The following is a 13835-nucleotide window of genomic DNA, read 5'->3' as shown; positions in this document are numbered from 1 at the left end:
GGACGCAATTTACGTCCCCCCTTTTATGTCAGGCTTGCATCTGCTCAGGACGCGGAGGCCGGCGTACTACCGGACAGCTCCGGCTTTTCGGTTTTGCCGTTGTTCAGCTTCACCGAGTGATTCACGCGCCGCTTGTCATAGGTCAGCGCGGGCTTTTCCGTTCCCTCCACGCAGCCCTTGGTGATGTTCACCTTTTCGATGGTAGGGTCGGAGGGTACGTCGTACATGATCTGCGTCAGCATGGACTCCATCACTGCTCGGAGTCCCCGGGCGCCGATATTGCGCTCAATGGCCTTGTCGGCAATGGCTTCCAGAGCCTCTTTTTCAAAGACCAGCTCCACATCATCGTAGCCCAGCAGCTTTTCATACTGCTTGACCAGCGCGTTTTTCGGTTCTGTCAGGATACGCACCAGATCGGCCCGGTTCAAAGCGTTCAGCGTGGCGATCACCGGCAGACGGCCAACCAACTCCGGAATCAGGCCGTATTTCAAAATATCGTGGGGCTGAACGCTGGCGAGAATACGGCTCATGTCCCGGTCCTTTTTGCCCTCGATCTTTGCGCCAAACCCGATGCTCTTCTGATCCATACGCTGCTCGATGATCTTATCCAGCCCGTCGAACGCACCGCCGCAGATGAACAGGATGTTTTTCGTGTTCACCTGAATGAACTCCTGATGGGGATGCTTGCGTCCGCCCTGCGGCGGAACGTTTGCCACAGTCCCCTCCACAATCTTCAGCAGCGCCTGCTGCACGCCCTCGCCGGAGACATCCCGCGTGATGGAGACATTTTCACTCTTGCGGGCAATCTTGTCGATCTCATCCACATAGATAATTCCCCGCTCGGCCCGCTCCACGTCGAAGTCTGCCGCCTGCAAAAGCCGCAGAAGGATGTTCTCCACGTCGTCGCCCACATAGCCGGCCTCAGTCAGCGTGGTGGCGTCGGCAATGGCAAAGGGGACCTTCAGAATGCGGGCCAGCGTCTGGGCAAACAGCGTCTTGCCGGAGCCGGTGGGTCCCAGCATAAGGATGTTGCTCTTTTGCAGCTCCACATCCTCGTCGCCGCCGAAATAAATGCGCTTATAGTGGTTATAGACCGCCACAGAGAGGGCGACCTTCGCCTCGTCCTGCCCGATCACATACTGGTCCAGAACGCCCTTAATTTCTTGGGGCGTGGGCAGTTTATCCGGAATCTCCTCCAGACCGGAGGGGCCGTTGTCCTCAAACCCATCGTTCAGAATGCTCATGCACAACTGGACGCACTCGTCACAGATGCGCACGCCGGGCCCTTGGATCATCCGGTGGACCTGCTGCTCGTGCTTGCCGCAGAAGGAACAGCGAAGGGTTCTCTTGGCGTCGTCATTCATGCTATTACCTCAGTTCTGTCTTTCCGTTGTCTTTCTCAAAAGAACGATCAATGATTGGTGATAATCTTGTCGATCAGGCCAAAGTCCTTGGCCTCCTCGGCGGACATAAAGTTGTCCCGCTCACAGGCGGCAGTAACCTCTTCAATGGACTTTCCGGTGTTTTCGGCAAGAATATGGTTCATACGCTTTTTAATGATCTCCAACCGCTTCAGGTGGATTGCCATATCGGTAATCTGACCCTGCGTCCCGGCGGAGGGCTGGTGGATCATGATCTCAGCATTGGGCAGGGCGATGCGCTTGCCCTTTGCGCCGGAGCTGAGAAGGAACGCGCCCATAGACGCGCACATACCCACGCACACGGTGGACACATCGCACTTGACATACTGCATGGTGTCATAAATGGCCATGCCGTCGGTGACGGAACCGCCGGGGCTGTTGATATACAGCTGGATATCCTTGTCGGGGTCCTGTGCCTCCAGATACAAGAGCTGGGCCACGACAAGACTGGCGGTGGTGGCGTTGACCTCCTCACCCAAAAAGACGATGCGGTCATTCAGTAACCGGGAGAAAATGTCATAGGACCGTTCGCCCCGATTGGTCTGTTCCACTACATAAGGTACTAAACTCATTGGTAAAACCTCCACTTAGATACTGGTTTGCGGAGTTTTCGGCCTGATTGCCGGAGAAGGTCCGCCTAGAAACATTCTCCCATGATACCACAGGCACCATGAGAGAATGTGTCGAATCTGTAAAATGTAACCGTCTTCCCAGATTATTCTTCCGTTTTCTTGGCAGTCTTCTTGGCGGCGGGCTTCTTAGCGGGCTTCTCCTCGCCGTCCTCTGCCTTAGCGGTCTTCTTGGCAGCGGTCTTCTTAGCAGGCTTCTCTTCATCGTCCTCAGCGGACTTCTTAGCACTCTTCTTGGCGGGCTTCTCCTCGTCGTCTTCTGCCTTGGGGGCAGTGGCGGTGGCGCTCTCCGTCACAAGATCAATCGCCTTGCGGGTGCTGAGCTGATCCTTGATCTGCTCGGCGGGCAGATACTTCTTCACGTTCTCCAGCTCGATGCTGTACTTCTCGGCCATGGTCTTATACTCGTTCTCCACATCCTCGTCGGAGATCTCGATCTTCTCTTCCTTGATGATGGCAGCCAGAGCCAGATCCAGCCGAACCTGACGCAGAGCAGGCTCCTTGGCGTCTTCCAGCAGCTTGCTCTCGTCCATGCCGGTCATCTTCAGATACTGGTCATAGGGGATGCCCTGCTGCTGAATCTGATTCTTGAAGTTGTCCAAGAAACGGCGGGCCTGTGCGTCCACCATGGCGTCGGGCACATCGGCAGTGATATTCTCTGCCACCTGCTGCATCAGATTGTCCTCAAAGGTCTGCTGCGCAGCGTTCTCGCGCTCTTCGGTGATCTTCTTCTTAATGTCGGCCTTCAGTTCCTTCAGCGTGTCAAACTCAGACACGTCCTTGGCGAACTCGTCGTCCATGGCGGGAACGTCCTTCTCCTTGACCTCGTGGAGCTTCACCTTGAAGACCACGTCCTTGCCGGCAAGCTCCGGGGTGTAGTCCGCCGGGAAGGTGATGTTAACGTCCTTCTCGTCGCCGGCCTTCATGCCGACCACCTGCTCTTCAAAGCCGGGGACAAAGCTGCCGGTGCCCAGCTCCAGATTATGATTCTCGCCCTTGCCGCCGTCAAAAGGCGTACCGTCCAAAAAGCCCTCAAAGTCGATGACGGCCACGTCGCCGTTCTTCGCCTCGCGGTCAGCGGACACCAGACGGGTGTTGCGCTCGGCCATTTCCTTCAGCCGGTCATCCACGTCTGCGGCGGAAACCTTTGCGGGGGTCTTGGGGGCCTTCAGGCCCTTGTATTCGCCCAGCTTGACCTCGGGATAAACGGGAACGATTGCCTTAAAGGTGAAGCCGTCCTTGGTCAGTTCGCCTTCCAGCTCCACCTGAGGATAGCCGACGACTTCCAGCTTCTTCTCCGCAACGGCGGCCTCATAGGCGTCGGGCATAGCGATATTGACCGCTTCCTCGTAAAACACCTCTGCGCCGTACATCCCCTCGATGATCTTCTGGGGAGCCTTGCCCGGACGGAAGCCCGGCACATTGATCTTTTTGCGCATCTTCTGATATGCCTTTACGATGGCGGCTTCAAATTCCGCACCACTAACCTCCACGGTCAGAGCGACGGTACTTTTTTCCTGATTCTCGCAGTTTTTTACGTTCATATTGTTTACTCCTCCGTTCATGACCGGTATAGGCCGGTACATTTCCCTATAATATCAGATAAATATCGAAAAATCCACACTTATTTCCGCTAATCGCAGATTTTTTTTGGAACGAACCCCAAATGGTCCGCAGAGATCAGAGAAAAGGTCGTTCCGGCCCGCTCCTCCTCAAACCGGCGGCGGATCACCGGTCCGTGCAAATGTCCGTAATAGCACGCTTTTACGCCGTACTTCTCCAAAAGCGCCAAAATCTCCGGGCACTGGTAGCCCTGATATAGCGGCGGATAGTGGAGAAAGCACAGAATCGGCTTGTCTCCCGCCGCCTTGAATGAGGTTTCCAGACGCATGACCTCCCGGTTCAGCACCTTGGCGTCCGGGGCTTTCTGATTTTCTTCCTGAAACCACCCCCGGGTGCCGCACAGGGCATAGTCTCCGTAAAAATGGCAGTTATTATGAAGAAATTCAAAGGAGTTCAGCCCCTTTTCCGCAAAAAAGCCGCTCATTTTGTTCACAGTGGACCACCAGTAGTCGTGGTTTCCCTTCACCAACAGCTTTTTTCCGGGAAACTGGTCCAGAAAACGAAAATCCGCCTCCGCCTCCGCCATATCAATGCCCCAAGAGGTATCCCCCGCCAGCACCAGCGTGTCCTCCGCCTTTAAAGCGGCGAGAGACGCGGCAATACGATTGACGTAGTCATGCCATGCCGGGCCAAATACCTCCATGGACTTATTGGCCGTCAGCGACAGATGCAGATCTCCAATTGCATAAAGGGCCATTCAAGCCCTCCTTTTCATCTTGTTCATCTTTTCTCGGACGAACCGCCACAATTCGGCGGCCCGCGCCGCAGATTCATTATGTTCAATCAAGGAATGTCCGCACAACCTCCGGCATTTCCTCTTTCTTCCGGCACAGGTCAAACCGCCGCTCCTTTTCCCGCAGAGCCGCCAGCCGCCATGGAGCGGGCCGTCCGGTGGCGTATTGCAGCTGGTCGATCAGTTCGATTCCCTCCCCTGCCGGGGTCTGGCCGATGGCCTTGAGGACGCTGTCACAGAATTTGAAAGGGGACGCGGTGGAGACGAATACGGCGGGCGTCTCGTCCTTGGTCGCGGCGCGATACTGTTCCAGCACATCCGCCGCCACGGCGGTATGGGTATCGATGAGATAATCGTACTCCTTATAATGGCGCGCAATGGCGGCAGCGGTGGCCTCCTCGCCGCAGGAACCCGCCCAGAACAGCTCCTTGATCTTCCCGAACACGCCGTCGTCCACACGATAGCTGCCGGACATCGCCAGCGCATCCATGTATTTTTTCACCTGTGCGCCGTCTCCCCCGGTCAGATCGAAGATCAGCCGCTCCAGATTGGAAGAAATCAAAATATCCATGGAGGGGCTCATGGTACTATAGAACGTCCGGTTGCGGTCATAGGTTCCGGTGGTCAAAAATTCCGTCAGCACGTCGTTTTTATTCGACGCGCAGATCAGCTTTCCAACGGGCAGGCCCATCTTCCGCGCGTAGTATCCTGCCAGAATGTCTCCAAAGTTTCCGGTGGGAACGCAGAAATTCACCTTGTCTCCCAGCTTTAGTTTCTCGTCCCGTACCAGATCGCAGTAGGCTGAGATGTAATACACCACCTGAGGCAAAATGCGGCCCCAGTTAATCGAGTTGGCGGAAGAGAGAAAATAGCTCCGCTTGTCCAGCTCATCCCGCAGGGCCTCGTCGGAGAAAATGCGTTTCACGCCGCTCTGCGCGTCGTCAAAGTTGCCCACCACGGAGCAGACGTTCACATTTCCTCCCCGCTGGGTCAGCATCTGGGCCTCCTGTACGGCGGAGACGCCGTCCTTGGGATAAAACACCAGAATCTTGGTCTGCTCCACGTCGGCAAAACCCTCCATGGCGGCCTTGCCGGTGTCGCCGGAGGTGGCAGCCAAAATGCAGGCCGTCCGCGTCTCGCCGGTCTTTTTCAGCGCGGCGGACAGCAGCTGGGGCAGCATCTGGAGGGCCAGATCTTTGAACGCGGAGGTAGGCCCATGCCACAACTCCAGGCAGTGGGTGGCAGCATCCAGCGTTTTCACCGGGGCCACGGCGGACGTATCAAACCGGGCGGGGCCATAGGCCTTTTCAGCAAAACCCAGCAGCTCTTTAGCGCTGTAATCCGGCAGATACAAGCCCATCACAAAGGTGGCCCGCTGCTGATAACTCATGGGCAGCATAGCGTTTAAATCGTTCTGAGAGAGTTTGGGGAATTCCACGGGGGTGAGCAATCCGCCATCCCGGCTCAGCCCCTGCTTCACGGCCTGCGCCGCCTCCAGAGACACCCCGGTGTCCCGTGTGCTGGTGTAGTTCATAATCATGACCATGCCTTTCCTCAACGCTGTAAGGCGCAACCAGATCCGTCCTTCAGCGAAAAATAAATTTTTATGTGGGTCTGACTATTTTTTATGGATGATTAAAAACACGCTGGACTCATCCACTTCCCGCACCTGATAGGGATAGCCCGACCGCTTACCGATTTCCTGAAAATCCTCTGGCGAATGGGTCGACGACTGAAACCCGTCCTTGCAGATAATCACGCCGTTTCGACTCTTGCCATAGTCAATTTCCCCCAAAAGCCCTTTTGACGCTTGCTCTTCAAACCATTTGAGGCGAACATCCCAAAATTGAGCGCTGTAACTGCTAAAGTAGGCCGTCCCTCCCGGGGCCAGCGTCTCTAAAACTTTGTGAATGACCGTGGAATCGGCCCGCATGGCGGAAAGTCCGTTTTGTAAACAAAGGATTACATCAAAAGCTTGGGGAAAATTCATCTGGAAAACATCCATTACAACCATGCCTGCGTTGGGATAGTCTTTGAGATAGTCCCTGCCCAACGCCACGTTTTCCTCCGAGATATCTATTCCGACAATCGAACCGCAAAAGGGTGATAATTCTCTGACAATCCGGCCATACCCGGCGCCAAGCTCTAAAACCCGCTGTCCTTTTGATAAATTCCTCTTGACAAACTCTATTTCCGCCTGTAAATACTGCTTGACTCGTGGAATCTGGGTTTCATACACCTGAAACAATGTCTGGGCGTTTAATTTTTCAGAATAATAATTCATGCCTGTAATCACCCCTCCTCATTCAAAGGCATTTTCCAGATACTCCACCCGGAGCGCGCCGTTTTCATCGTAAACCTCCGCCACGTCAAACCGGGCAGGCTCGTCCAAGTCCTTGACGCTCATGTACAGTGCCGCGGCAGTTCGCAGACGCGCCTGCTTGCGCCCGTCCACGTACTCCCGAGGAAGGCCCATTTGCAGATTGCTCCGCAGTTTGACCTCCACAAAGCACAAAAGCCCCTGTCCGTCCCGGGCGATCAGATCAATTTCTCCGAACCGACAGCGCCACTGGCCGGCAAGCAGCCGGTATCCCCGCTTTCGCAGATAGTCCGCCACCGCCGCCTCGCCCCGGTTCCCGGCGCTTCTCGTACTCACAAGCGTTCCCGTTCCCATTTTTTCAAAAAGCTGCTTCGGTGCGCCGGACAAGGGCCGTAGGCATCCAGCATCTCGTAGTGGAGTTTTGTGCCATACCCCTTGTGCTTGGCAAATTGGTACTGGGGATATTGCGTATCCAAAACCTCCGTCACAAACCGATCTCGGCTGACCTTGGCCAGAATGGAGGCCGCCGCAATGGACGCGCTCTTTCCGTCTCCACCGACCACCGTTTCATGAGGCGCGGTGATGGCGCACAGGCTCCCCCGATCCCGGTTTCCGTCGATCAGCGCAAAATCCGCCTTGACGGCCAAACCGTCAATCGCCAGCTGCATGGCCTTCATCCGGGCGTTCAAAATGTCGATGCGGTCAATTTCCTCCGCCTCCACCCGCGCCACGCAATAGCTTTCGGCCTCGGCACAGATGATTTCAAACAACGCATCCCGCTTTTTTGGACTCAATTTTTTAGAGTCGTTCAGCCCGTCGATCACAAGCCCCCGGGGCAAAATCACCGCCGCGGCGTATACCGGCCCCGCCAGCGGCCCGGCCCCGGCTTCGTCCGCGCCGCAGACCGTTTCATATCCGGCGGCAAAGCACCGCTCCTCTATGCTCCAAGGATGCTCCAGTTCAGACATGCTTAGTTTCCTCCGGCATCTCCAGTGTAAAGCGTCCGAGCTTGCCCCCCCGAAACTCGTCCAGCAGGATTTTTGCCATCCGCTCCGTGTCGATTTCACCGCCCCGCATAACAAAGCCCCGCTTCTGCCCCGCCTTTCGCAGCAGGTCATATCCAGAGTCCTCCGGTTCCGGGTGGAACTTATAGCGTTCCTCCAGTGCCGCGCAATAATGCTCCGCGAGATAACGCATCAGATTACATGCCAGCGCCTCGATATCCATTACCTCGTCCCGCACCGCGCCGGTAAAGGCCAGATTCAGCCCCACGCTTTGATCCTCGAACTTGGGCCACAGAATACCCGGCGTATCCAGCAGCTCCAGTCCCCGGTCGATGGGAACCCACTGCTTTGCCCGGGTAACGCCGGGCCGATCCTCGGTCTTGGCGGTCTTCCGCTTTGCCACCCGGTTGATAAAGGTGGACTTCCCCACGTTGGGGATTCCCAGAATCATCACCCGCACGGTGCGGCCCACCTGTCCCTTTTCGGCATAAGCCCGCAGCTTGTCCGCAAGCAGCGTCCGCACGGCGGCGGGAAACCGATCCACACCGCCACCATCCTTCGCGCTGCACTCCAACACCGCGTAGCCCTTGTCCCGGAAATACGCAGCCCACTGCTTCGTCACCACCGGGTCCGCCTGATCCGCCCGGTTCAACACCACCAGACGGGGCTTTCCCGCCGTCAACTCATCCACGTCCGGATTGCGGCTGGAAACGGGGATGCGGGCATCCAGCAGTTCGCACACCGCATCCACATTTTTCAGCTGATCCACAATCATTCGCCGGGTCTTGGTCATGTGACCCGGATACCATTGAATTTTCAGGTCCTGTCCGTTTTCCACAGGTCGCCCTCCCTTTTGCTTTATCGAATCAAGCCAATACGGGTATAATCCCGCTTCCCGGTTTCGGAATCCCCGCCGGGAAACAGCACAAGCGCCGCCTTTCCAAGGATATATCCGGTGTCCACGGTCCCCAGCCGGACATCCCGGCTGTCGTTGGAGTGGTTGCGGTTATCACCCATCACAAAGACGGACCCCTCCGGCACCGTCAGCGGGAATTCCGTTCCGTCTGAGCGGAACGTCAGTTCGTTGATGTACGGCTCGTTCAAAATCTTTCTATCCACCTCCACGCTGCCGGTGGTGAAATCAATATCCACTGTCTGCCCTTCCAGAGCAATTACTCGCTTGACGATGGGTTCTTCCAAAAAGCTCTGTTTGCGCAGCACCACAATATCGCCCACCCGATACTCCCCCGCAAGAACTCCCACAGTCACCAGCAGGCGATCTCCATTTTGCAGCGTGGGTACCATGGAGTGTCCGTCCACCCCGATCAGCCGGACGGCGAAGGTAAAAATCAGCACCACCGTCAGCACAGAGGTCACCAACGCCCGCACCCATTCGTACAAGCCCTGTCCGACCACCGCCGTTTCGTCAGGCGCCATGGCTAATTCTGTCTTGTTGTTCCTCATTTGATACCTCGCCCGGATTGCGCCGGTAAAATTTTCTGCCACTGATTCGCCCGCGCACCGGAGCAGATTTTCCTCTTTGTGCTCGGCGGCTGTTTAACTTTATTAGTATATCAAACCCGAAAGGAAAGAACAAGTGCGGCAACGCATGATTTTTTCCGAGAAATTCCTTGCGCTTCTGGCAAAATACCGCACATGCGGGACCTGTGGGACGGTTTTGACGGCTGCATAGGCGGTGGCCGATGGTGCGGCAAGACGCGCGTAAATACAAAAAAAGAGAGGCTTTCGCCTCTCTTTTCTGTGGATCAAAGCTTTTCCTTGACCTTGGCGCCCTTACCCACGCGCTCGCGCAGATAATAGAGCTTCGCGCGGCGGATCTTGCCGTTGCGGACGATCTCCACCGTGTCGATAGAGGGAGAGTGAACGGGGAACACCTTCTCCACGCCCACGCCGTAAGAAATGCGGCGAACCGTGAAAGTCTCCTCAATACCGCCGTGCTTCTTGGCGATGACAGTGCCCTCGAAGATCTGGATACGCTCGCGGGAGCCTTCCTTGACCTTCACGTGCACGCGAACGGTATCGCCCACCTTCACTTGGGGCATTTCGCGGCCCAGTGTTTCCTTGTTCAGTTCCTGAATGAGATCCATGGATTTATCCTCCTAAATTATAGGTGTTCATGCCGCTTTTCTATGGCACCCGGCGCATGTTCGCGCGTGCGCGGCAGAGGACCGCCCTTTGTAGCCTGAATAGGATACCACACTTCTCCCCCGATTGCAAGCAATTTTTCACAGTTTTCGATGGAAAGCCGCGAAAAACCGACCCTTCTGCGTTTTCATGATAATATTTCTTCAAGTAAAGAAGCGTTTAGCATCTGCAATTGTAAACACCACGCTTCAAACCTGAACCCCAAAGTTCCCGCAGGCACACCGCCAATAGCCCCGCGGCTGGCAGCGCCAGCCAGAGATTGCCCTCGCTTTTCGCCATCAGCCAAACGAGTCCGCAGCTGAGAACTGCCGCGCAAACCGCGCCGACAAGCCGGGCCGTCCGCTCTCCCACTGACGGGCCAAAACGCCATGAAACCAAAAGTTCCAGCGCCTGCCCGCCGTCCAGAGGGCGGATGGGCAGCAGGTTGAAGGCCCCCAGCGCCAGATGCGCGCCCGCGGCGGCGTAAAGCGCTGGTAACTCGCGAGCCGGAGGAACCAGTGCGGCGGCACACAGGAGATTTATCAGCGGTCCCGCCAACAACGCCAGCAGCTCTTCCCCATAGCTCAGTCCACTCCGCTCCGCCATCATGACCGCGCCCAGCGCACCGATCTGCACCCCCCGTACCGGCGCACCACAAAGCCGCAAAGCCGCAAAATGCCCCAATTCATGCAACGCTGCCGCGAATAGGATCAGTATCATCGGCCACAAGCCGTTTTCCATGGCAAACCATGCGGTCAGCAGTAAAAACCCACCGGAGATCCGCAGCGATCTTTTAGGGCAGCGAGACATAGTAGACAGGGTCCAAATACGTCTCTCCGTCATGGATTTCAAAGTGCAGATGCGGTCCCGTGGCCTCTCCGGTCTGGCCCACTTCTGCAATTTTTTGTCCTTCTTTCACTGCGGCTCCGGAGGAGACGGTGATTTTGCTGCAATGCGCATACAGCGTGGAAAAGTCGCCGCCGTGCGCAACGATGGCATATTTCCCATAGCTGCTGCTCTCCCCCACCGCCGTCACCGTGCCATCAGCAAAACAGACGATATTTGTCCCCTCGTTGGCGGCAATATCCAATCCGTAATGAAATTTTTCCTCACCTTCCAACGGATGCTCCCGATAGCCGAAGTCAGACGATAATGTGCCCATTACCGGTGTGCAGTAATCAAAGCCCAATACCTTTTGCTCAAGGCTGACATGCTCCGGCAGAGTCTGGTTGGAATATAAAATATAGGAGAGCTTTTGTGCGCTGCCGGTCCCTGTTCCCAAATTTGTCCCCGTATCCGTTTCAGCATCCGCCACTGATTCCGGTTGGGTTTCGGTGGAACCGGACGGCGAGGTGTCCCCCGCCCCCGTCTTTGCCGTGTCCTCCATTGGTGCGGCCGTCAGCCAGCCGTCGCTGACACGCATCAAGCTGCGCAGGACTGCGCTCCCGGTATCTGGTTCGTCAAAACCGACAACCGCTCCGGTGGGAACCGCCGCAGAGTCCCCCGGCAGGAACACGGACTGGTACAGGTCCTCCCAGCCGCCGTCCTCTTCCCCGGCAAACACACGCCCCACGGCGGAGAACACCTCTGTTACGTCCATACTCCGTTCCAGCGCGCCCCCCACATGTTGCGTCAGCCACTGAACCCGGGCGGGCAGCAATAGTTTTACCGCTACCAGCAGCACGAAAACCGTGCCGCAGACCAAAAATTGGGCCAGCCGCCGTTTCTCCGCATCAGACAGCGGCTCGGTGGCTCTCCGCTTGCCCCTTCGATATCCTGTCCGATTCCTGTACATCTGGCTGATTTTCTGTCCGGTCTGCCGCGACGTCATTCATCCCGCCTCCCCCCACGTTTTTTCCACTCTATGTATCTTTTGCAAAAAGTATGAACAATTTTGCTTGACAAAGGACTGATTTTTTCCTATAATACAATCTGTTGCATAGCGGTGCGGCGCAGCTGATTGGGGAGACAAGGCTTTTTCTTTATAATGTGAAATCCGCTGATCTGGTTTTTTGCAAGCGGAGTATATGCGGCGTCCGCTCATCTTTCTGGCTGCTAATTGTTATGCGGCGCTTGAAGTGTAATTTTCCCATTCAATATCGGGGTGTGGCGAAGCTTGGTATCGCGCTTGGTTCGGGACCAAGAGGCCTCGGGTTCGAATCCCGACACTCCGACCATGCGGAGTGTCCTTATAGGATCTGAGGATCTTATTAAGGACACTCCGCTTTTTTATACACAGAATTCAATCAAGCGGTTTGTGCCGGGGCGTAGTTGACAGCTACGCCCTTCCTTGTTTCCATAAGGATGTCGGCCTCGGGGATTTTGCGACGATCCGGCACATCAAACGCGCCGATGCAGTTATAGAAAATTGTGACCCGCTGGGTGGCAACGCCGTCCTCGTCCTTTTCGGCATGGTACACTTCAATGTGTTCAATCAGCTCCGTCACCATGCGCTTTGTGACCTTTGCGGCGTTGGTGTACCGCTGGACACTTTCAAGAAATTGGTCAACATCCATCCGCTTGCCCTCGGTCTTTTTCAGCTCCAGCTTGAGCGCCTTGACCTTGGCGGCGTTCTCGCCCTGTTCCTGTTCGTACCGTTTGGACATTTTGGAAAAGCGGGCATCGTCAATTTTGCCGGACACGTTATCCTCGTAGAGCTTTTCAAAGAGAACATCCAATTCTTTGTCACGGGCCAGCAGGCCATCCAGCTCCCGCTGTTTCCTGGCTCGGTCGTTTTCAACGAGGTTTGCGGAGCGCCCCATCATGGCCTTGATAAAGTCGCCCTCATACTCATTGGCGAAGCAGGCCAGACGGTTGACCTCATACAGCACCACCTGCTCCAGAAAGTCCAGCCGGATATAATGGGTAGCGGAGCATTTACGAAGCCCGGAATTGTGGTTTTGGCAACTGAAAAACTTGATGTCGTGATTGCCCTGGTTGAAATGGAAATTGAGATTGCCGCCGCACTCGGGGCATTTCAGCAAACCAGAGAACACGCTGGGCTCCTGCGAGACGGACGGCCTTTTACGCCGTGTGCCGCTTTTGAGCGCTTGCACCTTTTCCCATGTGGGGCGGTCAATGATGGCATCATGCACATTGAGGAAGATCGCCCGGTTTTCCTCCGGGTTTTCAATGCGGCGCTTCATCTTGTAGGACTTGGAGTAGCTTTTGAAGTTGATGACATCACCGCAGTATTCCTGCAAGCCAAGAATTTTCTTGACGGTGGTATGCCCCCACTTGGTAGGCTCCAGCGTGCTTTTTGAGCCGCTGCGGTTGGTTCCCTTGCTGCGCCAGTAGTAGGTGGGATTATAAATCCCGTCCTGTTCTAGCACGGCAGCGGTTTCCGCAAGGCCATAACCCTCCAGTGCCATGTGATAGATGCGGCGCACATTTTCGGCGGCCTCTGGGTCTACTATCCAAAATCGGGGATCGTCCGGGTTTTTAAGATACCCATAAGGCGGCTGGGAGAGTGGAACGCCGGAGTTGCCTTTCATCTTATTGACAATGCGGCGCTTTTTGGAAATGTCTTTGGCGTAATACTCGTTCATGATGTTTTTGAACGGAGTAAAATCATTTTCGCCCTCGTCACTATCCACGCCGTCCGAAACGGCAATCAAGCGGACATCGTACTGCGGGAAAAATTCCTCGGTCAGCCTGCCGACCTCAATGTAATTGCGCCCCAGCCGGGAAAGGTCTTTCACGAACACCGCCGAAATGTAGCCCGCCTCAATTGCCTGTATCATCTTCTGATAACCGGGGCGTTTCATGGTCGTACCCGTGATGCCGTCATCCACGAAAAACAAGGTGTCCGTATAACCTTTTTCCTTGGCGGCCTTTTGGAGTATCTTTTTCTGATTGGAAATGCTGTTGGATTCCGTGTCCATATTATCGTCACGGCTCAAGCGGCAGTACAGGGCAGCAGTACCCTCCTCGCGATTTTTGTTGTTTGACTGTTTCAAA

14 protein-coding genes and 1 tRNA gene are annotated in these 13835 nt (G+C 55.7%); 1 reads left to right on the top strand and 14 read right to left on the bottom strand.

The window, feature by feature from the left end; translation table 11 throughout:
- Window positions 1-44: 44 nt before the first annotated feature.
- The 13 genes from clpX to ON16_RS08745 form a co-directional block, all read right to left on the bottom strand.
- Complete coding sequence (gene clpX / locus ON16_RS08805; protein WP_040661315.1) at window positions 45-1364, bottom strand: ATP-dependent Clp protease ATP-binding subunit ClpX; 1320 nt, start codon at window positions 1362-1364, stop codon at window positions 45-47.
- 47 nt (window positions 1365-1411) lie between these two features.
- The gene (locus tag ON16_RS08800) at window positions 1412-1993 is read right to left on the bottom strand and encodes an ATP-dependent Clp protease proteolytic subunit (RefSeq protein WP_040661314.1); all 582 of its coding nucleotides are present in this window, start codon (window positions 1991-1993) and stop codon (window positions 1412-1414) included.
- A gap of 143 nt (window positions 1994-2136) precedes the next feature.
- A complete protein-coding gene (gene tig, locus ON16_RS08795; protein ID WP_040661313.1) occupies window positions 2137-3594 on the bottom strand; it encodes a trigger factor in 1458 nt (485 codons plus the stop codon).
- An 89-nt stretch (window positions 3595-3683) separates the two neighbouring features.
- Window positions 3684-4370, bottom strand: coding sequence for a metallophosphoesterase (locus ON16_RS08790; RefSeq protein ID WP_040661312.1), 687 nt, complete (start codon window positions 4368-4370; stop codon window positions 3684-3686).
- An 82-nt stretch (window positions 4371-4452) separates the two neighbouring features.
- Window positions 4453-5940 carry a threonine synthase gene (thrC, locus tag ON16_RS08785; protein ID WP_040661889.1) on the bottom strand — a complete coding sequence of 496 codons (1488 nt, stop codon included), beginning with the start codon at window positions 5938-5940 and terminating at the stop codon, window positions 4453-4455.
- A gap of 84 nt (window positions 5941-6024) precedes the next feature.
- Window positions 6025-6702, bottom strand: a complete 678-nt coding sequence (locus ON16_RS08780; protein ID WP_243441802.1) for a class I SAM-dependent methyltransferase — start codon at window positions 6700-6702, stop codon at window positions 6025-6027.
- A 6-nt stretch (window positions 6703-6708) separates the two neighbouring features.
- Window positions 6709-7062 (bottom strand): YraN family protein, encoded by a 354-nt coding sequence (locus ON16_RS08775; RefSeq protein ID WP_040661886.1) that lies wholly within the window; start codon window positions 7060-7062, stop codon window positions 6709-6711.
- Window positions 7059-7694 carry a ribonuclease HII gene (gene rnhB / locus ON16_RS08770; protein ID WP_040661310.1) on the bottom strand — a complete coding sequence of 212 codons (636 nt, stop codon included), beginning with the start codon at window positions 7692-7694 and terminating at the stop codon, window positions 7059-7061. The genes ON16_RS08775 and rnhB overlap by 4 nt, the downstream gene beginning before the upstream one ends.
- Window positions 7687-8550 carry a ribosome biogenesis GTPase YlqF gene (gene ylqF, locus ON16_RS08765; RefSeq protein WP_040661883.1) on the bottom strand — a complete coding sequence of 288 codons (864 nt, stop codon included), beginning with the start codon at window positions 8548-8550 and terminating at the stop codon, window positions 7687-7689. Before ylqF ends, rnhB begins: the two co-directional genes overlap by 8 nt.
- A 38-nt stretch (window positions 8551-8588) precedes the next feature.
- A complete protein-coding gene (gene lepB / locus ON16_RS08760) occupies window positions 8589-9194 on the bottom strand; it encodes a signal peptidase I (RefSeq protein ID WP_081579656.1) in 606 nt (201 codons plus the stop codon).
- Between the two features lie 302 nt (window positions 9195-9496).
- Window positions 9497-9838: a 50S ribosomal protein L19 gene (gene rplS, locus ON16_RS08755; protein ID WP_040661309.1), complete on the bottom strand. Its 342-nt coding sequence runs from the start codon at window positions 9836-9838 to the stop codon at window positions 9497-9499.
- A 217-nt stretch (window positions 9839-10055) separates the two neighbouring features.
- Window positions 10056-10685 carry a site-2 protease family protein gene (locus ON16_RS15025; RefSeq protein WP_051131645.1) on the bottom strand — a complete coding sequence of 210 codons (630 nt, stop codon included), beginning with the start codon at window positions 10683-10685 and terminating at the stop codon, window positions 10056-10058.
- Window positions 10669-11706, bottom strand: a complete 1038-nt coding sequence (locus ON16_RS08745; protein ID WP_040661308.1) for a M23 family metallopeptidase — start codon at window positions 11704-11706, stop codon at window positions 10669-10671. Before ON16_RS08745 ends, ON16_RS15025 begins: the two co-directional genes overlap by 17 nt.
- A 269-nt stretch (window positions 11707-11975) precedes the next feature.
- On the opposite strand from ON16_RS08745, the gene ON16_RS08740 reads away from it, so the two are divergent.
- Window positions 11976-12052, top strand: a tRNA-Pro gene (locus tag ON16_RS08740).
- 69 nt (window positions 12053-12121) lie between these two features.
- On the opposite strand, the gene ON16_RS08735 is transcribed toward ON16_RS08740, so the two are convergent.
- Complete coding sequence (locus tag ON16_RS08735; protein WP_051131644.1) at window positions 12122-13834, bottom strand: recombinase family protein; 1713 nt, start codon at window positions 13832-13834, stop codon at window positions 12122-12124.
- Between the last annotated feature and the right edge of the window lies 1 nt (window position 13835).

The organism is Oscillibacter ruminantium GH1 (assembly GCF_000307265.1).
GTDB lineage: Bacteria > Bacillota > Clostridia > Oscillospirales > Oscillospiraceae > Oscillibacter > Oscillibacter ruminantium.
The sequence above is the reverse complement of the archived record's forward strand: the minus strand, read 5'-3'. Positions and strand labels throughout refer to the sequence as shown.